This is a genomic window from Amycolatopsis sp. NPDC058278 (genome assembly GCF_042881395.1).
Taxonomy (GTDB): domain Bacteria; phylum Actinomycetota; class Actinomycetes; order Mycobacteriales; family Pseudonocardiaceae; genus Amycolatopsis.
In genome coordinates, this window is sequence record NZ_JBHVXZ010000092.1 from 19596 (window position 1) to 39507 (window position 19912).

At 71.4% G+C, this 19912-nt stretch carries 19 protein-coding genes; 11 read left to right on the forward strand and 8 right to left on the reverse strand.

Annotated features, from left to right (window positions below; genetic code table 11):
* Positions 1-25: 25 nt before the first annotated feature.
* Positions 26-640, forward strand: coding sequence for a hypothetical protein (locus ACFVYA_RS35540; RefSeq protein ID WP_387051287.1), 615 nt, complete (start codon positions 26-28; stop codon positions 638-640).
* Here the strand turns inward: ACFVYA_RS35540 and ACFVYA_RS35545 are convergent, their stop codons facing one another.
* Entirely contained in the window at positions 641-1828 is a 1188-nt protein-coding gene (locus ACFVYA_RS35545) for a lipase family protein (protein ID WP_387051289.1), read from the reverse strand.
* Entirely contained in the window at positions 1825-2388 is a 564-nt protein-coding gene (locus tag ACFVYA_RS35550; protein ID WP_387051290.1) for a hypothetical protein, read from the reverse strand. The genes ACFVYA_RS35545 and ACFVYA_RS35550 overlap by 4 nt, the downstream gene beginning before the upstream one ends.
* 332 nt (positions 2389-2720) lie before the next feature.
* Between ACFVYA_RS35550 and ACFVYA_RS35555 the strand changes: the two genes are divergently transcribed.
* The 7 genes from ACFVYA_RS35555 to ACFVYA_RS35585 all read left to right on the forward strand — a co-directional run bounded on the left by ACFVYA_RS35555 (position 2721) and on the right by ACFVYA_RS35585 (position 9730).
* Positions 2721-3953: a DUF6801 domain-containing protein gene (locus ACFVYA_RS35555; RefSeq protein WP_387051292.1), complete on the forward strand. Its 1233-nt coding sequence runs from the start codon at positions 2721-2723 to the stop codon at positions 3951-3953.
* Positions 3954-4021: 68 nt separating this feature from the next.
* Positions 4022-5089, forward strand: a complete 1068-nt coding sequence (locus ACFVYA_RS35560) for a DUF6801 domain-containing protein (RefSeq protein ID WP_387051293.1) — start codon at positions 4022-4024, stop codon at positions 5087-5089.
* A 552-nt stretch (positions 5090-5641) separates the two neighbouring features.
* A complete protein-coding gene (locus tag ACFVYA_RS35565; RefSeq protein WP_387051295.1) occupies positions 5642-6844 on the forward strand; it encodes a PP2C family protein-serine/threonine phosphatase in 1203 nt (400 codons plus the stop codon).
* Positions 6834-8483 (forward strand): ATP-binding protein, encoded by a 1650-nt coding sequence (locus ACFVYA_RS35570; protein ID WP_387051297.1) that lies wholly within the window; start codon positions 6834-6836, stop codon positions 8481-8483. Before ACFVYA_RS35565 ends, ACFVYA_RS35570 begins: the two co-directional genes overlap by 11 nt.
* Positions 8480-8920, forward strand: coding sequence for a response regulator (locus tag ACFVYA_RS35575; RefSeq protein WP_387051299.1), 441 nt, complete (start codon positions 8480-8482; stop codon positions 8918-8920). Before ACFVYA_RS35570 ends, ACFVYA_RS35575 begins: the two co-directional genes overlap by 4 nt.
* A 34-nt stretch (positions 8921-8954) precedes the next feature.
* A complete protein-coding gene (locus ACFVYA_RS35580; protein ID WP_285985742.1) occupies positions 8955-9311 on the forward strand; it encodes an STAS domain-containing protein in 357 nt (118 codons plus the stop codon).
* An 11-nt stretch (positions 9312-9322) separates the two neighbouring features.
* Entirely contained in the window at positions 9323-9730 is a 408-nt protein-coding gene (locus ACFVYA_RS35585) for an ATP-binding protein (protein ID WP_285985741.1), read from the forward strand.
* 58 nt (positions 9731-9788) lie between these two features.
* Here the strand turns inward: ACFVYA_RS35585 and ACFVYA_RS35590 are convergent, their stop codons facing one another.
* From ACFVYA_RS35590 to ACFVYA_RS35610, 5 genes are all read right to left on the reverse strand, one after another.
* On the reverse strand, positions 9789-11411 hold the full coding sequence (locus ACFVYA_RS35590; protein ID WP_387051302.1) for a phospholipase C: 1623 nt from the start codon (positions 11409-11411) through the stop codon (positions 9789-9791).
* 28 nt (positions 11412-11439) lie between these two features.
* Positions 11440-12591 carry a Dyp-type peroxidase gene (locus ACFVYA_RS35595; protein WP_387051316.1) on the reverse strand — a complete coding sequence of 384 codons (1152 nt, stop codon included), beginning with the start codon at positions 12589-12591 and terminating at the stop codon, positions 11440-11442.
* Positions 12592-12674: 83 nt separating this feature from the next.
* Complete coding sequence (locus ACFVYA_RS35600; protein WP_387051318.1) at positions 12675-13832, reverse strand: EfeM/EfeO family lipoprotein; 1158 nt, start codon at positions 13830-13832, stop codon at positions 12675-12677.
* A gap of 210 nt (positions 13833-14042) precedes the next feature.
* Positions 14043-14819, reverse strand: a complete 777-nt coding sequence (locus ACFVYA_RS35605; RefSeq protein WP_387051305.1) for an ArsR/SmtB family transcription factor — start codon at positions 14817-14819, stop codon at positions 14043-14045.
* A gap of 78 nt (positions 14820-14897) precedes the next feature.
* Positions 14898-15602, reverse strand: a complete 705-nt coding sequence (locus tag ACFVYA_RS35610) for a hypothetical protein (protein ID WP_387051307.1) — start codon at positions 15600-15602, stop codon at positions 14898-14900.
* 273 nt (positions 15603-15875) lie between these two features.
* Between ACFVYA_RS35610 and ACFVYA_RS35615 the strand changes: the two genes are divergently transcribed.
* Both ACFVYA_RS35615 and ACFVYA_RS35620 read left to right on the forward strand, forming a co-directional pair.
* Positions 15876-16664 carry a hypothetical protein gene (locus tag ACFVYA_RS35615; protein WP_285985735.1) on the forward strand — a complete coding sequence of 263 codons (789 nt, stop codon included), beginning with the start codon at positions 15876-15878 and terminating at the stop codon, positions 16662-16664.
* Positions 16661-18445 (forward strand): serine/threonine-protein kinase, encoded by a 1785-nt coding sequence (locus ACFVYA_RS35620; protein ID WP_387051309.1) that lies wholly within the window; start codon positions 16661-16663, stop codon positions 18443-18445. Before ACFVYA_RS35615 ends, ACFVYA_RS35620 begins: the two co-directional genes overlap by 4 nt.
* Here ACFVYA_RS35620 and ACFVYA_RS35625 read toward each other — a convergent pair.
* Positions 18423-18845, reverse strand: coding sequence for a hypothetical protein (locus ACFVYA_RS35625; protein WP_387051311.1), 423 nt, complete (start codon positions 18843-18845; stop codon positions 18423-18425). The genes ACFVYA_RS35620 and ACFVYA_RS35625 overlap by 23 nt on opposite strands.
* Positions 18846-19105: 260 nt before the next feature.
* On the opposite strand from ACFVYA_RS35625, the gene ACFVYA_RS35630 reads away from it, so the two are divergent.
* Positions 19106-19663, forward strand: coding sequence for an AAA family ATPase (locus ACFVYA_RS35630; protein ID WP_387051313.1), 558 nt, complete (start codon positions 19106-19108; stop codon positions 19661-19663).
* Positions 19664-19912 lie beyond the last annotated feature (249 nt).

Sequence of the window (19912 nt, forward strand, 5' to 3'; positions counted from 1 at the left end):
ACGCCGGACAGGGTGGAGGTCTTCGATGGCACGCACAGGCGGTGAGGGCGAACTCCCCTCGGTCGCCGAACTGGTGAACCTTTCGCAGACGAAGCCGCTGATGATCCGCGGTGAACTCGACGCGAAGCTCGCCGAAGAGGCGACCGCCGAACCCGAGCGCACCCTCGATCCGCCGGCCGTCCTCGACGCCGAGCTGGCGGCCGGGGAACCGGAAGAGGACGAGCGGCCGCGGGACGCGCCGCCCGCCGACCGGTCCCGCCGCGCGAAGCCGTACGTCCTCGCCGCGGGCGCCGCCGTCGGGCTCGGGCTGGCCGCCGTCGTGCTGCTCCAGCCGCACCAGGTGGGCGGGACCGCCGTGCCGCCGCCCGGCGCCCCCGCCCCGGTCGTGCCGCCGCCGACCTCCGGCGAAGCCGTGGAGACGATGAGCGCCTCCGCCGCCGCGCCGCCGCTCACCGCCGAGGTCCGGCACACCACGCCCGAGACCACCAGCGCGCCGGCCGGTGCCGGGCGCAAGCCCGCACCGGCTCAGCCGCCGGCGCCCGCCTCGACGTCGGCGTCGCCGCAAGACCAGTGGCGCGAGTACGTCAGCTCGGTGATCAGCTCGTGGCAGCAGCACCCCCGCGGCGGCCGGAACCGCTGATCAGCAGCTCGCCGTGGCCGGCTTCCCGGCGATCCGGTCCTTCACGAAGGCCAGGACGTCGGCGTTGCCGGTGTAGACCAGCGTGATGTGGTCGGTGTCGTAGGTCTTCCAGGTCTCCTGGACCCCGGCCGCGCAGTACGCCTTGTGCAGGCTGTCGGCCTGCGCGAACTGCACCAGCTGGTCACCGGTCGCGTGGTAGAGGAACACTGGCACCCGCGGCGGGGTCCCGCCGAGCTTGTTCTCGGTCAGCCGCGCCACCCACGGGGGCTTGATGTAGCCCGGGCCGGTCGTGTAGTCCGCGATCTTCTGGTTCGCGTACGTCGTGAGCAGCTCGAACGTGCACGCGCTCTGCTTCATCTCGGCCAGCTTCGCCCGGCCGTTGTCGCTGAGGAACGAGTCCAGCTGCAGTTCGGGATAAGCCTGGTCGAGGCCGAGCAGCGCGTAGGCGAACACGCCGAAGCCGGACTTGCCGTCGAGCTGCAGTGTCACCTGGACCAGGTCGGCCGGCACACCGCCGGCCGCGATCCCGACGAGGTTCAGTTCCGGCGCGTACGACGGCTGCAGCTCGCCCGCCCACGCCGCGGCGCCGCCACCCTGGGAGTACCCGCGGAAGACGACTTTCGCCGACGCCGACAGCCCGGCCGCGCCGAGCCGCTGGGCCGCGCGGACCGCGTCGATCACCGCGGGACCTTCGGACCGGCCCACGACGTACGTCGTCTTCGGCGCCGGCTGGTAGCCCTCGTAGTCCGGGACGGCGACGGCGTACCCCGCGTCGAGCAGGTCGTCGAGACCGGGTTGTTCGTAGAAGGCGCCGATGCCGATCATCGCCGACGGCGTGCAGGCGAACGCCGGGCCGTGCGTGCCCGGTGCGAACGCGACGATCGGCGCCGTCGCGCGGTCGGCGGTCTTCGGCACCAGCACCGTGCCGGTGACCGCGTCGGGCTGCCCCAGCGCGTTCGTCGACAGGTACATGACCTGCCACGCGTCGACCGACGCCGTGCGCGGGCCGGCGTTCGACGGCCGCCACCGGATCACGTCACCGGGTTTGCCCGCCGGCAACGGCGACGGCGGTACGTAGAACGCGTCGTCGAAGGGACCCGGCGCGGGTGTGGCGGCGGCCGCCGCGGGCGCGAAGGCCGTGGTGAGGACCAGTGCCACCAGCGTGGCGAGCACGCGGCGGGCGGTCACGCGCCGGTCCCGTAGACGCGCTTGCAGGTCGCGGACTCGCTGAAGGCCAGGTTCAGCTCGGGATTCGCCTTGAGGTCCTTGATCGGGCCCTCCGGGTCGGCGAGCTGCCCCATGGTCGAGTCGGCTTCCGAGATGACCTTGCGCAGGCTGGGCTGGTCGGTCACCTGCGCCTGTTCCATCCGGGTCTTCGTCTCGGCGAGCTTGGTCTTCGTCTCGGTGAGGGTGCCGGTCGCCTTGTCCACAGCGGACTGTCCATCCGGGACCGGGGGAACGCCGGCGCCGCGCAGGCCACCGGCCATGTCGTCGAGGGCCGAGCCCAGGCGGCCCAGGAAGTCCACCATCGCGTCCCGGGTCTTCACCGGGTCGGCGTCGTCGACGGACGGCGGCTGCGAGAGCTTCGCCGAGCCCGCGGCCACGCCGGTGCACACCTTGTCGACCCAGGCGAGCGCCGCGGGGTCGGCGTGCCGGCCCGGGTCGGGCGGGGTGTCCGAAGCGCACGCGGCGCACGACAGAAGCGCGGCCGCCGACATCACGAGCACCGCGCTGTGCATTCTTTTCATGGGTTTCGAAGCTACGCGCCACGCTCAGGCGCGAGCAAGAACGGAATGGCGGGTTGGCACGTGCGTCAACATTGCGGCACCTGGATTTGTTACGCGTGTCAGCGGTTCGAAGGTGGCGCCGTGCTGGGGAAACCTTCCCCGCCCTGCTAGGAACCCGGCTGTGGTGGCGTGCCGGGATGACAATTTGCGGTGCCGATGTGACCTTTTTGCCGAAAGCCCTTGATCGGTGCCATCCGCGCTCGTTAGCTTACGTTCCGGTCGCGATTGAAGGCTGTGTCTTTCAAAGAATGCGCCGCCGTTTCGTATCACTGTTGATACACGGAAGGACCATCGTGAAGCACCCAAGAGGCAAGAAGAAGACGGTCGCGGCCGCCGCGGCCGCGGGTGCGGTGGGGCTCATCGCCACCGCGCTCGTCGCCGGGGCGCAGACCAGCGCCGCTGACCCGATTTCGCTGACGCTGAACTACCACTGCACCTTCCCGCTGGTGGGTTCCCAGTCGCTGAAGGTGGTGATCAACACCGACCTGCCGACCACGGTGAACACCGGGCAGCCGACCGGCGCGTTCGACATCAAGGCCGTGTCCACCATCAACGCGGACACCGTCAGCGGCCTGAGCCTGATCGGCGCCACGACGCTGGAAGGCACCGCCACCGCCGCCGCGACCGTCGCGGCACCGAGCCTCAACCTGCCGGTCAGCGTCCCGATCACGCTGGACAAGACGAACATCCCGGCGTCCGGTGAGATGAACATCAACGCCGCCGGCAAGACGCCGTCGCTGACGTTCACCCAGGCCGGCCAGGCGAAGATCACGGTGGGCGACCTGAACCTCAAGGTCACCCCGCGCAAGGCCGACGGCTCGGTCACCGGCATCACGCCGGACGGCACGATCGACGCGCCCTGCACGCAGGACAGCGGGCAGAACAACACCCTCGCCACGATCACCATCAACGGCGGTGGCGGGACGACGACCCCGCCGGTCACGACCCCGCCGGTCACCACGCCGCCGACGACGACCACGCCGCCGGTGACGACCCCGCCCACCACCACCCCGCCGGGCGGGGGCATCAAGTACTCCTTCGGCATCACCGGGCAGACCGCGCTGAAGTCGCTCGGCAGCACCGCGCCGATCACCGGCTCGTTCGACGCCGACGTCAACCTGTCGGCCAAGACGTTCACCGGGAACCTGCAGCTGAACCCGACGCACACCGACTTCAAGCTGTTCGGCTTCCTGCAGGGCAGCTCGGACGTCAAGGTCGTGCAGAACGGCCCGCAGACCGGTGAGCTGGTGGGCACCGGCTTCAAGGCACACATCAAGTTCGACACGTTCCTCACCACGGTCAACCTGTTCGGCATCCCGATCAGCACCGACCCGAAGTGCGGCACGACCACCTCGTCGACCAGCGAGATGACCACCGGTGCCGACTTCGACCTGCTCAAGGGCGGCAAGCTCTCGGGCACCTACTCGCTGTCCGCGCTGCAGAACTGCGGTCCGTTCAACGACATCGTCAGCGCGTTCGCCAAGAGCGACGGCAACTCGCTGGACCTGGTGCTCACCAAGAAGTGACCGAGTCTGCCGGCCCCCGTCGCGCTGCGGCGGGGGCCGGTGCCATGCCCCTCCAGATGGGAGAGCCCGTGCGGAAAGCCCGGTCGTTGCTCGCGGCGGGCCTCGCCTGCCTGCTCGCGTCCGCCGTCGCCACGCCGGCCCAGGCGTCGACGCCGGTCGCCAAGAAGCTCAGCTACACCTGCCCGTTCCCGTTGATCGGGCTGCAGAAGCTGGACGTGGCGATCACCGCGTCGTTCGACGTCCCCTCCGCGCCCGGCGGGACGTTCACGACGGCGGATCTCGCGGTGTCGGTGACCGTGCCGGACAAGTCCACCCGCGGCCTGGCCCTGGTCGGCGCGGCGAGCATCGAAGGGACGGCGTCCGCAGGGGTGACGCTGGCCAACGGCCCGCTGACGCTGCCGCTGAGCCTCCCGCTGACGGTGGCGAAGACCGCGCTGCCGCCGTCGGGGGCGTTCACCACGCAGGCGTCCGGCTCGGTGCCGCCGGTCCGGCTGCCGAACGCGGGGAAGACGACCCTCACGATCGGCGGCTTCAGCACCCGGCTGACGCCGAAGAAGGCCGACGGCTCGTTCACCGGGCTGGGCTCGTTCACCTCGGACTGCACCCTCGACGCCGGCCAGGACCCGGTGCTGCTGAGTTTCGACCTCGGCGGCACGCCGACCCAGCACCGCTACGCCGTGGCCGGGTCGACGGCGCTGAAGGCGCTGGGCGCGACCGCCCCGCTCACCGGCTCCTTCGCGGCCGGGCCGGAGTTCGCCACGGCGTTCGACGAGACCAGTGCGGACTTCCACGCGTTCGGGTTCGTCCCCGGCCGCGCGGACCTGCGGTTCACGCCGGACGGCCCGCAGACCGGCGAACTCGGCGACGGCGGTTTCGTCGCGCGCTCGACGTTCGCGCTGGCCCTGCCGCAGGTGACGCTCTTCGGGCTGCCGGTCGCCGACGCGGGCTGCCGGGCGAGCGCGCCCATCCCGGTCGAGCTGCGGACCGGCAGCGGCTTCGCCCTGGCGACGGGCGGTCCGGTCACCGGCACCTACGCGATCCCGCCGTTGACCGGCTGCGGCGCGTTCACCGCGTACCTGAGTTCCCTGGTGCAGGGCGAGGGGAACACGTTCGCCCTGACGTTGACCGCCCGCTGACCGCCGGCCACCTCCCGCCGGTACACGTGGGGGATGCGTCGAACCACTGTGGGGATTCTGGTCGTCGTCACGCTGCTCGCCACCGCCGCGCCCGGGGAGGGGTGACGCGCACCCAGCTCGCCGACGCGATTGCGGCGTACCGGACCACCGCGGGCGAGCCGCTGAAGCGGCCGAAGCCGTCGTGAAGGACGTCCGGCGGCGGACGACCGGATCCTCGAGCTCGACCAGGACCTCCCCGGCACCGGGGTCGCGTACTCGGCGATCGACGGCGCCATCACGAGCGTCTCCGGGCTGCAGGCCGACACGCGCGCCTTCGCGACGAGCTCGCCGACCAGGTCACCTGCGACTGGCAGGCGTACGTCACCGCCAAGGACAGCGGCCGCCCCTTGTTCTGAGCGTCAGCCGAACCGTTAGCACCCCGGTGTCACACCGAGGTGCTATAAAGCGCTACCCCGATGGGACCGGTTTCACCGCTGTAGGCGGCCGTGACCGGTGCCGCTAGGGTTGATCGTCTGGATTGCTGGCTCAAGAGCAGCCGAACGGGAGACGCCGGTGACCGCCGCGCTCGACTCATCGTGGGATCCCCGCACGCGCCTGCGGGTGCTGCTGATCGAGGACGACGACGGCGACGCCCTGCTGGTCGAAGAGATGCTGGCGGACACGGCCGTGCCGTATGCGCTGGAACGCGTCCAAACGCTCACCGCCGCGCTCGACGGCCCGCTCACCGCCGACTGCGTCGTGCTCGACCTGCAGCTGCCCGACGCGATGGGGCTGAGCGGGCTGACCAAGCTCGGGCAGCACGCGCCGGGTGTCGCGGTGGTCGTCCTGACCGGGCAGCACGACCAGGCCACCGGGGTCGCCGCGGTCGCGGCCGGCGCGCAGGACTACCTCGTCAAGGACCAGGTCGACGGCCCGCTGCTGGTGAAAGCGCTGCGCTTCGCCCGCGAACGCAAGCGCGCCGAGCAGGTCGAGCAGCAGTTCCTCCAGCAGCAGCTGCTCGCGCGGGAGAACGCGCGGCTCGAACGCGGCCTGCTGCCCAGCCCGCTGCTGCGCGACCCCCACCTCGACCTTGCCGCCCGCTACCGGCCCGGCCGCAACGGCTCCCTGCTCGGCGGCGACTTCTACGACGCGATCGAGCTCGCCGACGGCACGGTGCACATGATGATCGGCGACGTCTGCGGCCACGGCCCGGACGAAGCCGCGCTCGGCGTCGCGCTGCGGATCGCGTGGCGCTCGCTCGTGATGGCCGGCCTGCCGATGGCCGACGTGCTGAGCATGGTCGAGCGGGTCCTGGTGCACGAGCGGATCGAGCCGCTGTTCGCCACCGTCTGCATGGTCGTCGTCGCGCCGGACCGAAGGTCGCTGCGGCTCTCACTGGCCGGGCACCTGCCGCCGCTGCTGCTCACGCCGGGCGACGGGCACCTGCTCTCCGGGGAACGCCTCGGCGTCCCGCTCGGCGTCGTCGAGGGCGCCAAGTGGGACGCGCTGGAGGTTCCGCTGGAGCCGGGGTGGTCGCTGCTGCTGTACACCGACGGCGTGTTCGAGGGGCGCGTCGGTGCCGGGTCCGAACGGCTGGGCCACGAGCGGATGGCCGCTCTCGTACTCGACATCAAGCGGGAAACCGGTCTCCACCACCGGGGCTTGCTCGACGAGCTGATCGCCCGCGCCGAACGGCTCAACGCCGGCCCGCTCGACGACGACGTCGCCCTCGCCCTGCTCAGCCACGACCCGGAAGCCGAGGCCCATGAGCGTTGACGCACCCGGCTGGCCGATCCGCCGCCGGCTGGCGCTGCTCGCCGCCGTCGAGACCGTGCTGCTGGTCGCCGCGCTGGTCGCCGGCGGGATCGCGCTGCACAGTCTCACCGAGGCGCGCACGCGTCTGCTCGACGTGATCGCACCCCAGCGCCTGGCCGCCATCCAGCTGTCCACCGCGCTGCTGAACCAGGAGAGCGGGGTCCGCGGCTACCAGCTCGGCCGGCAGCCGGTGTTCCTGGTGCCCTACACCGACGGGGTCCGGTCGCAGGCCGACGCGGTCGCGCAGCTGCGGCAGCTCGGCGCGGCCCCGGGCACCCGGATCGGCGACGACCTCGAAGCCGTGCTGCGGGCGGCCTCCGCCTGGCAGGACGCGGCCGCGCCGACCATCGCCGCCGACGCGCCGCCGGTCACCGCGGACCAGGTCGAGCGCGGCCGGACGCTGTTCGTCGACGTGCGCAGGGCACTGGACGCCCAGCTCGACCACCTGGTCGCGGTCCGCGACGCCGGCCGCGCCGAACTGGACGCGGCGGCGAGTTTCCTGAACGCGATGTCCGTGGTCGTCGCCGTGCTCGTGCTGCTGCTGTTCGCGATGCTGTTCTTCGGCCTGCGGCGGGTCGTCACCCGGCCGATCCTGCGGCTGGCCGGCGAGGTCCGCCGGGTCGCCGACGCCGACGTCCACAGCCCGGTGCACGGGAGCGGCCCGCGCGAGATCGCCCAGCTCGGCGCCGACGTCGAGGCGATGCGGCAGCGCATCCTCGACGAGGTCGCCGAGCTCGAGCAGGCGCACGCCCTGCTGGACCGGCGCACGCGCGAGGCGGAAGAGTCCAACGCGCTGCTGGACCGGCGTACGCGCGAGGCGGAGGAAACCAACGCCATGCTCGACCGGCGCACGCGCGAGCTGGAGCGGTCCAACGCCGATCTGGAGCAGTTCGCCTACGTCGCTTCGCACGACCTGCAGGAGCCGCTGCGGAAGGTGGCCAGCTTCTGCCAGCTGCTCCAGCGGCGGTACCAGGGCCTGCTCGACGAGCGCGGCGAGCAGTACATCGAGTACGCCGTCGACGGCGCGAAGCGGATGCAGATCCTGATCAACGACCTGCTGGCGTTCTCCCGGGTCGGCCGGAAGCCGGGCGAGCACGTCGTGGCCGACGCGGGTGCGCTGGTCGACGACGCGGTCGCGAACCTGGAGGTCGCCCTCTCGCTCAGCGGCGGCAAGGTCTCCCGCGGCGACCTGCCCGAAGTGCGCGTCGAGCCGGCGCTGATGACGGCGGTGTTCCAGAACCTCATCGGCAACGCGCTGAAGTTCAAGGGCGAGACACCGCCGGAAGTCCGGGTCACCGCGGAACGCGACGGCGACGACTGGGTGTTCTCCGTGGTGGACAACGGGATCGGCATCGACGCGGAGTACGCCGAGCGGGTGTTCGCGCTGTTCCAGCGGCTGCACACGCGGTCGGCGTACCCGGGCACCGGGATCGGCCTGGCCCTGTGCCGCCGGATCGTCGAGTACCACGGCGGCCGGATCTGGCTCGACACCGAGGCCGCGGACACCACGTTCCGCTTCACCCTGCCGGCCCGCGAGGACCCGGCTCTCGAGGAGCCCGCTCCCGAAGCTCCGGCTCACCAGGACGAGGTGCCCGCATGACGCAGGAGCCGGTTCCGATCGACATCCTGCTCGTCGAGGACGACCCCGGTGACGTGCTGATGACCCGGGAAGCGTTCGCGCACCACAAGATCCGCAACCCGCTGCACGTCGCGGAGGACGGCGTCGAAGCGCTGCGGTTCCTGAAGCGCGAAGGGCCGTTCGGAGCGGTGCCGCGGCCGGGGCTGATCCTGCTCGACCTCAACCTGCCCCGCAAGGACGGCCGGGAACTGCTCGGCGAGATCAAGCAGGATCCCGGGCTGCGCACGATCCCGGTGGTCGTGCTGACCACGTCCGAAGCCGAGGAGGACATCCTGCGCAGCTATGAACTGCACGCCAACGCCTACGTCACCAAGCCGGTCGACTTCGAGAAGTTCGTCGAAGTGGTCCGGAAGATCGACGACTTCTGGGTCACGGTGGTGCAGCTCCCGCACCGGTAGCCGTTTGGCGGGGAGTCGGGCACCATGGGACGCCGTGACCCCTTCGACACCGGACCTGCCCGCCACCGAGCTGGCGGTGACCCTCGACTGGCGGGGCCGGGCCGCGGTGCTGGCCGTCGCGGGCGAGATCGACCTGGTCAGCGCGCCGGAATTCGGGGAAGTCGTCGACGTGGTGCTGGCCCGCGGGCCGGAGAAGCTGGTGGTCGATCTGCGCGAGGTGACGTTCTTCTGCTCGGCGGGGCTGCAGGTGCTCGCGGCGGCCCACCGCAGGCTGGCCGAGCGCGCGTTGTGCGTGGTGAGCGATTCCCCGGTGACGTCGGGCCCGCTGAAGACGACCGGGCTCGACACGTGGATCGGCGTCCATTCGACCGTCGCCGAAGCACTCCGGTGAGGCGGGCGCGGATGCCGGAACCGTTCCGCTGCCACGGCGTGCCCGCGACCCCCGGCGCCCTCCGCCGCCTGCGGCACGACCTGATGTCGTGGGTGCTGGCGGCGGGGGTCGACGAGGACCGGGCGGGCGACATCGTGCTGGCCAGTTACGAAGCGCTGGCGAACGTGGCCGACCACGCCTACGACGGCGGCGAGCCCGGAGTGGTCGACGTCGACGCGGCGGCGTACGCCGACCGGCTCGAAGTGGTGATCACCGACCACGGGCAGTGGCGCACCCCGGTGCCCGATCCCCGGCCGGTTTCGTTGCGCGGCCGGGGGTTGCTGCTGCTGCGGGCGAGCGCCGACCGCGCGGACATCAAGTCCGGTGATTCGGGGACGGTCGTGACCCTGACCTGGGACCTGAACACAGTCAAGCCCTGACCCTCCCGCCCGCGCTCCCCGCCCCCGAAGCCGAGGGCGGGGAGCGCCGGTGGGGCCGTCAGCTGTGGACCACGGCTCCGGTCTTCGGGTCGAGGGTGACCTTCCGGGCCTGCGGCCACCAGAAGTCGAACATCCCGTTGAGCGAATTGGCGCGCGCGTCGAACGACGTGTCGCCGATCCGGCCGGTGAACCAGTTGTCCTCGATGAACTTCAGCACCGACGTCTGGTCCGTGAGCGTGTGGTCGACGTGGTTCACCTTGCTGAACGGGGAAACCACCAGCAGCGGCAGCCGCGGGCCGTAGCCGCAGCGGTCCGCGTAGCCGCCCAGCGTCGTCGGCTTGGCCGTGCACACCGCCTGGTCCTGCGAAGCGTCGTGCGAGCCGTTGAGGATCGGCGACTTCTGGTGGTCGTACCAGCCGTCCGAGTCGTCGTACGCCAGCACGATCGCCGTCGACTTCCAGTCCGGGGACTGCTGGATCTTGTTGATCTCGCCGACCACGAACTGCTGCTCGTCCAGCGGGTCCGAGTAGCCCGCGTGGCCGTCCTGGTACTCCGGTGCCTTCAGGAAGCTCACCGCGGGCATCGAGCCGGCCTTCAGCGCGTCGTTGAAGTCGGCGATGTCGTACTGGTGGTTCGCGCGGTCGGTCTGCCCGATCGCCTGCACCGACGACGGCGCGAGGTGCTTCGGGTTCGCCGTCGACGGGTAGTACTGGAACGGCTCGTGGTGCGGGCTGTAGTCGACGACCGCGTTGCCGCCGATGTTCTGGTGGGTCTGGCCGCAGACCGCGTACCCGTTGGCCGTGCCCGTCGGGCGGAAGCCACCCTGGAACCAGCCCCACGTCACGTGGCGCTGGTTGAGCAGGTCGCCGATGTTGCGGCCGTGCATGGTGGCCAGGTTGTCCTTGCTCGTGTGGTTCTTGCCCGAGCAGTCGTCCCACGCCGGGTCCGGGTCGTTGATCATCGTGCCGACGCCGTTCGCGTCCGGTGACTGCACGGCGTAGGCGTCGCTGACCGGCTCGTGCGTCACCGGGTCGACGGCCTGGACGCCGTGGGTGTTGCCCGAGATCAGGTCGATCGCTCCCGGGCTGGACGGGCCGAACACCGTGTTGAACGAGTTGTCGTTCAGCGCGTAGTGCTGGGCGTAGTTCCACATGCCGGTGACGGTGTTGCCGTCGTAGTAGTCCATGACCAGGCCGGGCTCGCCGAACAGGATCGGCTGGCCGGTGCACTTGTCCGTTTCGGTCTTCTCGACGAACTTGTCCATCTTGCCGCCGTTGAACGCGGCCTGCTCGGCACCGTAGTTGTGGTTCTGGTCACAGGTCAGCGCCTGCTGGGGTGTGAGCCGCTTCGGGTTGTAGGCGTTGGGGTTGTCGGTCAGCAGCTGGTGGTCCAGGCCGTTGACCTTCGGGGTGCCGTGCGCGGCGGTGAACGGGGTGCCGTCGGTGTTGGCCGCGTTCGGGTAGGTGCCGAAGTAGTGGTCGAACGAGATGTTCTCGCCGAAGATGACGACGACGTGCTTGATCGGCGTCGAGGTCGGGATCCAGTGCGCGGGGAACAGGTTCAGCGGCTGGGCGTCCGCGGTGGTCGCCGCGGAGCCGGTGACGACGGCCAGCGTGGCGACCGAGGCGAGGGCCCCGGCGCCGAGCAGGCCACGTCGTCGCCGTCGGTTCTTTCTGTCCACAGTGGATTCCTTTCGTGGTGGGGTTCGCTTACGCGAGCAGGGAGCGCCCGAAGTGGTCGTCCGGGCCGGTGACGCCCGGCAGCGCGAAGAAGTAGCCGCCGCCGAACGGGGAGATGTAGTCGGTCAGGGGTTCGCCGGCCAGGCGCGTCTGGACGGCCTCGAACTGGCGCTCCAGGTCCTGCTGGTAGCAGACGAACAGCAGGCCCATGTCCAGGTTGCCGTTGCTGTCGACGCCGCGGTCGTAGTTCACCGCGCGGCGCAGGATCCGGCTGGCGTCGGTCTCCGGGGTGCGCGGGTTCGCCTTCCGGATGTGGCTGGTCAGCGGGATGACGGTGCCGACCGGGTCGTCGGCGTACCGGGGGACGTCGGTTTCCGCGGTGCCGTCGAGCGGGGCGCCGGTGTCGCGGCGGCGGCCGAACATGTTCTCCTGCTCGGCCAGCGAGACGCGGTCCCAGAACTCGACCAGCATCCGGATCAGCCGGATGACCTGGTAGCTGCCGCCCGCGGTCCACGCGGGCTCGCCCTGCGTCCACACCAGGCTGTCCACTTCGGAGCCGGTGGGATTGGCGGTGCCGTCCTTGAAGCCCATCAGGTTGCGCGGCGTGCCTTCCGGCCGGGGTGGGGAGCTGAAGCCGTTGAGCTTCCAGCGCAGCTGCATGCCACCGCGCGTGGCGCGCGCGATGTCCCGCAGCGCGTGCAGGACGGTGTCGGTGTCGTTCGCGGAGAGGAGCAGGCTCAGGTCGCCGTGGCACTGGGCGGGGTCGAGGGCGTCGTCGGGGAACGTCGTCATCGGCTTCAGCTTGGCGGGCTTGAGTTTCGCGAGCCCGTACCGGTCGTCGAAGAGGCTCGCGCCGACGCCGAGGACGACGCCGAGGTCGCTGCCGGGCACGACGGGCCCGAGGACGCCGGAGTCGGCGGGCGGCGCGGTGATCCCGAGCGCGGCGGGCGCCCCGCCGGTGGTGAGGAACCGGGCCCGGTCGGTGATGGCGCGGAAGAGCTCGGTGAGTTCGGCCTTGGACTCGGCGACGGCGTCGAACGAGGCGACGACGGTCTGCGTCGGCGGTTTGCGGAGAATGGCCGCCTGGTGAGGACCGTGGAAGGGCACGGCCGAGGTGCTGTCGGTGACGGCGGAGGAAGCGCCGAGCCCGGCCCCGGCGGCCACGGTGAGCCCGGCGCCCATCGCGGCCCGGCGGAGGAAGGAACGGCGGGGGAGCCCGGTTCCGGCGCGGTCGGCGGCCGGTTCGTGCGGCGAGTCCGGCCTGGTCACGAGACCCTCCTCGGCTCGGCGATCGCCGCGATCGGGGCCAGCAGCTCCGTCAGTTCGCTCACGTCCGCATTGAGTTTTTGCCGCTGCTGCAGGCTCAGCTCGGCCGGCCGGATCCACGTGCCGTCCGGGCGGTGGGCCGCGTCCAGCGCCTTCTGCGTGCGATCCAGCCAGCTGTCCACCTTGGACAGATCCGGATACCTCGGCGTCAGCAGCGGCCGCAGGACGTCCAGGACCGCGCGGGTGCCGTCGAGGTTCGCGCGGGCCGTGGCGAGGTTCGTGCCGCTGCCGTAGTCGGTGCGGCCGGTCAGTTCGAACTGCAGCGTGTTCTCCATGATCTCGTGCGCGCGCAGCCCGAGGTCGTTCCCGTCGACCTGGCTGTCGGCGAAGGACGTCTGCAGCGCGCGGGCGTCGGTGTCGAGCTGGTCGGCCACGGCAGCGAGCGCGCCCAGGTCGTCGCCGTGCCAAAGGCCCTGCTCCAGGCGGTGGAAGCCGGTGAAACCGGGGTCGGCCGGGCCGCCCGGCAGCCCGTCGGCGGTGCCGTTGAGCGCCCCGTCGGAGTCGCCGAACGCGTCGTAGGCCGCGCCCAGCCGCTCGTACGCCAGGTGGGCGGTCAGCCACGCCGCCTGGCTCGCGGCGCGGTCGCCGCCGTGGACGGTGTTCTTCAGCGCGTCCGTGTTCGCGACCAGCTCGCCCAGACCCGTCGAGACGTGCTGCTGGTAGGCCTTGAGCGGCCCGAGCAGGTCGTCGTGCGTCACCGGCGCGACGCCCGGTCCGGTCCGCTCGGCGCCGCCGGTGATCCGCACGGCCGGCCCGACGATCGCGCCCGCGTCCTCGGGCAGGCAGCGGAACGCGTAGCTGCCGTTGCCCAGGTTCACCTGCAGCGGCCGGGTCGTCGCCGCGCCGAGGCCCTCGACCTCGCCGTAGATCACGCCGGTCGCCGGGTCGATCAGATCGACCTCGGCCGTCACCGACCCGGTGTTGTGCAGGCGGAACGTCTGCGGTCCGGGCTTCGGATCCGTCCAGCCGGTGCCGCACGCCGAGCGCGAGACCGCGATCTCGGGGTCGACGGCGGCCGCGTCACCCGGCCAGAACGCGACGACGGCGCCCGCCGCGGCGGCCACGACCACGGCCACCACGATCCAGCGGGTACGCACTGACCCCGGCACGCGCACTCTCCCGTCACTCGATCGGACCATCATCGGTCACGGATTATGCGAGCCTAACGCCCGGAAAACCGCATCGGATCCGATCGAAAGAGGGAAGTTCACCCGGACTTCAGCCGGGCGCCCACGAAACGGGGAGGATTCAGACGTATCAGGGTGCCAGATCTGTCTGGTTCGGGAGATTCGACCGGTTGGCCGAGATCACGGCAGGGGCGAACCGGTCTCCAGCAGCGTCTTCAGGCTGGACAGCAGCGCGGGCCAGCCCTGGCTGCACATCTCCAGCGTCGTGCTGCCGGGGTCGAAACCGTCGTGGAGCACGGTCAGCTTCACCATTTTCCCGTGCGGTTCGATGGTGAACGTGACTTTGGTCCGGCTTTCCTGCCGCAGTTTCCCCAACGTCTCTTCGTCGATGCCGTTGGCTTTTGCCCACTTCGCGGTGAAGGTGTGCCAGGTGTAGGAAAGCCGCCGGTGGGGTTCCGATTCGAGCACGACCTGTTCGGGATCGCTCGTTTCGGCGCCCCGTTCGGTCCACGTCATCGGTGAACCCTTTTTCCAGTCGGTTTCGAAGGACACGCCCCAATACTGGCTCGTGAAGGCCGGATCGGTAAGCGCTTGCCAGAGTTTCTCCGGCGTGGTGTCGATGTAGGTGGTGTAGGCGAAATCGTTCATCGGTGCGGACTCCAGTGCTCGTTTGAGATCGGCCAGCGCGCCGGCCCGCCGTCGGCCGTAGCGGGTCATCCAGCGCTCGGCGATCGCGTTGATCGGCGCCGCGTCGAGGTGGTGCAGCTTCTCCCGGCCGCGCCAGGTCGTCGTGATCAGCCCGGCCGCTTCGAGCACGGCCAGGTGCTTGCTCACCGACTGGCGGGCCATGTCCAGCCCCGCGCACAGCTCGCGCAAGGTCTGGCCGTTGCGCTCGTTGAGCACGTCCAGAAGCTGACGGCGGCTCGGGTCGGCCAGCGCCTTGAAGACCTCGTCCATCGCGCCTTCCCGTCGACACGCAGCCGTCTGGCTGCCTTTTGACGATAGGCAGCCGTGCGGGTGCATGTCAACCGGGGATCACCGGAAGCGGATCACCGTGATGCTCGCGAGGACGAAGAACACGAGGATGACCAGCGTGCCGGTCTGCCCGCCGGACGAGCGGGTCACGACCTGGTCGACGGCGCCGGTCAGCCGCACGCCGCACTCGGCGACCACGGTGTGCCGCCCCGCCTCGATGCGGGTGAACTCGACCGGCGCGGTGAAGGCGCCGGAGCCGTCGGTGTAGGCGGTGCCGACCTCGGTGCCGTCCGACACCAGCGTCACCATCCGGCTCGGCTGGCAGCCCTTCCCGGACGCCGAGAGCGTCTCGCCGGGCTTGATGCTCGGCCGGTCGAGGACCAGATCGCCGGGCTTCGGCGCGGTGCCGGACGTCGTGGGGGTGCCAGGGGTGGCCGGCGGGGTCGTCGGGGTTGCCGGTGTGCTCGTGGGCGTCGGCGACGACGGAGTTGTGGCGGTCGTCGGCTTGGCCGGGGTCGTGGTGGTGCCCGGCCGGGCCGGGGGCGTGGTGGTCACCGGCGGGGGCGGCGTGGTCGTGGCCGGCGGCGGGGACGTGGGGGTCGGCGTCGCGGTCACGGTGAACCGGCTCGCCGCGCTGAGCGGTCCGCCGGTCCGGGCGTTGGTGCACGTGCCGGTGACCGGGTAGGTGCCGGGCTGGGCGCCGCCGGGCACGGTCGCCGCGACCGTGCCGCTCGTCTGGTCGAGGGTCGCGTTCGCCGACCACATCGGCGTGCCGTTCCAGGAAAAGGTGACCGGCCCTTTGCACGGGTAGAAACTCCAGGAAATAGTGAAGGAGCTTCCGGCCGGACTACTCGACGGTTTCAAACCAACCGACGATGTGTATTGTGCGTTCGCCGTGCCTGCCCCCGTGAGCAGAAGCAACGTTCCGGCCACGGCGCCGAAAAACAGCCGAACCACGAATCGCATTGGGACGTCCCTCCCCGGTGTGCTCGCTGTAGCATTCCGGACCAGTCGGATAACGCAAGTAGGGGATGCCCAATGGGACGTGTCATCGCGGCGGGGGTTGCGTTGGGTTTGTGCGCGGTGCTGCTGGGCGCCCCACCGGCCTCGGCCCAATCCGGCTCGCTCAAGCTGCAGGTGTCGATCGACAAGCAGCCGATCGAGGACGCCACGGTCCCGGTCGATCCGGCGCACCAGATCGAGCTGCAGGTCGTGGCGACCAACCCCGGCAACGCGCCGGTGAAGGTCCGCAGCGTGCGGCTCTCGGGCGTCGCCCTCGCGTTGACGTTCTTCGCCTACGACACGACCGCGCCCTTCGAGGTGCCGGCCCGCGGCTCGGCGTCCCGGACGTTCGTCCTCGACCTCGGTGACCTGGCCGGGCAGGCGACCGGGCTGCTCCCGTCGTCGGTCGAGCTGCTCGACGCCGGGCGCGGCACGCTCGGCGAGGCGACGACGGTCGCCGACGTCCGCGGCTCCTTCTGGTCGGTCTACGGCGTCTTCGGCCTGGCGATGCTCGGACTGACCGTCCTCGCCTGGGTGACCGCGCTGCTGGCGCTGGCCCGGCACCGGCTGGCGCCCAACCGCTGGCGCCGCGGCGTGCGGTTCCTGCCCGCCGGGTTCGGCACCGGCCTGGTCGCGGTGATCAGCCTGTCGGTGCTGCGCCTGGTCCCGCCCGAGCCGGCGATCGAGGTCCCGGTGGTGCTCGGCGCGGCGGCGATCGCGTTCCTGCTCGGTTACCTGACCCCGCACCCGGCACCACCCGCAGTGACCGAGAGCGACACCACGGTCAAGCTCCCGCTGCCCTCGACGCAGGAATTCACCCGATGAGCGCACCGGCCGAGCTGGTCGCCGCCCTGCCGCAGTACGACATCGGGGCGTCGATCGGCGAGGGCGGCATGGGCGTCGTGTTCGCCGGCGTGCACCGGACGCTGGGCCGCAGCGTCGCGATCAAGCAGCTGCCCTGGGACGTGCTCGACCACGCGGCGAGCAGCGAGCTCTTCGACCGCGAGGCACGGGTGCTCGCCAGCCTGGACCACCCGCACATCGTCCCGGTGTACGACTACGTCCGCACCGGCCGCGAGCACCTGCTGGTGATGGAGCGGCTCGACGGCGGGACGGTGCACAGCCGCTTCCACGGCGGCGGCGTCAGCGGCGAGCAGGCCTGCGCGATCGGGCTGGCGATGCTGGCCGGGCTGCACGCGGCGCACCGGGCGGGCGTGCTGCACCTCGACGTCAAGCCGCGGAACCTGCTGTTCAGCACGCAGGGCGTCATGAAGGTGGCCGACTTCGGCATCGCCAGGGTGATCAGCGAGGGCGCCACGTTGGTGACGCACGGCGGCGAGATCCTGGGAACACCGGCGTACATCGCCCCGGAGCAGGCGATGGGCAACGCGCTGAGCCCGGCGGCCGACGTGTACGCAGCCGGGACGGTGCTGTACGAGCTGCTCTCGGGCCGCCTGCCGTTCGACAACACCCGCGGCGCGATCAGCATGATGCGCCAGCACATGTTCACCGACCCGCAGCCGATCGCCGGGGTGCCGGTGCCGATCGCCGGGGTGGTGATGCGCAGCCTGGCCCGCGAGCTGGACGCGCGCTACCGGGAGGCGGAGTCGTTCGCGGCGGACCTCGCCGCGGCGGCGACGGTGGTCTACGGGTCCGGGTGGCTGGAGCGGGCCGGGGTGCCGGTGCTGCACCTGACGCCCCGGGTGATTTCGGGCCTCAATTCGGCAACCGCACCGGCGCCGCCGGCGGAGGCCCGGACGCGCCCGGTGCGGCGGCCGGGAGCGACGCTGGTGGGAGCGGCCGCCGAGGTGGGCGATCCGGGCCGGGCCGGTGGGCCGGGCGCTGGTGCGGCCGGCGCCGAGGGCGGTGCCGGGTGGCCGGGTGTCCCGGCCGACGGTTCCGGTGCTTCCCAAGCCGTTGTGGTGTGGCTGCGGCTGGCCGCCGCGGCGGCCGCGATCGTGCTCGTCGTGCTCGCACTGCTCAACCCCGCGCGGCTGCCGCACCCGGCGTCGGCTGCGCTGAACCTCGGGGGCGCCTCTGTCTCGGCGCCGGTCGAGGTGGACCTCAGCAAGCCGCTGGTCATGACCGGGCCCGGCAACCCCGGCCGGGTGGCGCTCGACCTGTCCGCCGCCGGGATTCCGCTCGGGTCCGCGGCCACCGAGGCGAAACCCGGCGGCAACGGCTTCACCGCCGAACTCACCCTGCCGGGGATCGCCCGGTGGATCGTCGGCGGCGCCGTCACGGCCGAGGTGCGGACCGGTTCGTCCACGCAGACGTTCACGCTGATCACCGGCCAGCACCCGCTGGCCAGCGCGCTGGGCGCGGGCAGTCTCATCCTGGCGCTGTTCGCCCTCGCCTACCTCGAGTCGGGGCTGCGCACGATCCGCAACGGCCACCGCTGGCGGGGCGCGGCGGCCGGCGGGCCGGTGCTGGGCCTCCTGTTCGGCGCCGCGGTGTGGCTGTGCGTGTCGGTGCTGCGCGTGCACGAGCCGTCACCGGGGTTCGGGGCCGGGTGTGCGGTGGCGGGCGCGGTCGCGGCCGGGCTGGTCGTCGCGGCGGCGCGGCGCCGGGCGTCCACAGTGGTCAGTCGACCATCCGGACGGTGACGTGCGGGCTGTAGCTCTTGCGCCGGCTCCACCCCTGTTCGGCGCACAGGCTCAGCTGGATCGCGCGATCGGCGGGCGCCCAGTAGCCGGTGCGGACGAAGTAGCCCTCCATCGTGTTCAGCGCGCCGAGGCTCTTGCGCGCCGAGCACATCTCCCAGCCCCACTGGCGCCCGGTCTTCTCGACGCCGTTGCGGCGCACGGAGATCCGGGGGTTGCCGACCGCCCGGATGTCGGCGTCGCCCTTGGTGACGTAGACGACGCCGTCGATCTTGTAGAACCGGTTGTTGTCCAGCAGGGCCACCTGACCGGAGAGGGTGATCCCGACCCGGGCGCCTTCGTCGCCCGTGAGTGTCCAATCGAGACAGAATTCCTGGACCGGAAGTTCCAGCGACTGGGTCATGACGAGTTTCCCCTGTTCTCACTGAGCGTCCCTTCCAGAAGATAAGGATTTTCCGGACGCCGGGAAGGGCTCGGCGCGATCTTCACCCGAAGCGGTTCCGGACGTCGATGGCTTGCGGCGCAGGGGTTTCAGGCGATGGGGCACGGCGGGTGACCACCAGCGTTCCGGCCGGGTGGTCTTCGGCGCACGGATGGTGGTCCGTCACTGTGCGTGAGTTGAAGGTAAAGGAACCATTACCTTCGCCGGGACGTTGGCGGGGCATGAGCGAGCCCACTGTCATCGAGCTCGGCCCGCGCGACCTGCTCGTCGTGGCGGGGCTGCCCGGAGCGGGCAAGACGACCATGCTCCACCACGCCGCGGCGGGGCTGCCGGTGCTGGACTCCGACCAGGTGCGGGAGAGGCTCGGGGCGGTGGTCCCGCCGGCGGTGCCGTACCGGTGTTACCGGCCGGTGGTGCACGCGTGGCACCGCCTGCGGATCGTGGGCCGCGCGCTCGGCGAGGACGGCCCGCTCGTGGTCCACGAGCCGTCGACCCGGGCGTCGACGCGCGCCCTGCTCGCGCTGGTCGGGGCGTTGAGCGGACGGTCGGTGCGGTTGCTGTTCCTCGACGTGCCGGCGGAGGTCGCGCTGGCGGGGCAGCGGAGCCGCGGGCGGGTGGTGCGGCCGCGGTCGTTCGCGCGGCACGTGCGGCGGGTGGGGAAGTGGCGGGAGGAGCTGCTGGCGGATCGGGTGCCGGTGGGGTGGCGGAGCGTGCAGGTGGTCGATCGGGTGGGGGCGGCTCGGACTCGGTTGGTGGCCACGCTGGTGGTGGGCTGTTGAGGTGGTCGCCTTTTGGCGAGCCGCTGGGGCGTGGGTGGCTTGGGGCGTGGGTGGCTGCGCTGCTGAGGGGGTGGGCCGTTGGCCGGTCTCGAGCTGCCTTGGGGGTTCCCCGAGTTGCCTTGGGGGTTCCCGTTGACTTTTCCACCGACCCGAACGCCGGATTGTTCAACGGCCGGCACGCCGCGTCAAGGCGGGAAAGCGTGCCTTGACCCGGCGTGCCGGCCGCTGATGCGGCTGCGTATCGGGCTG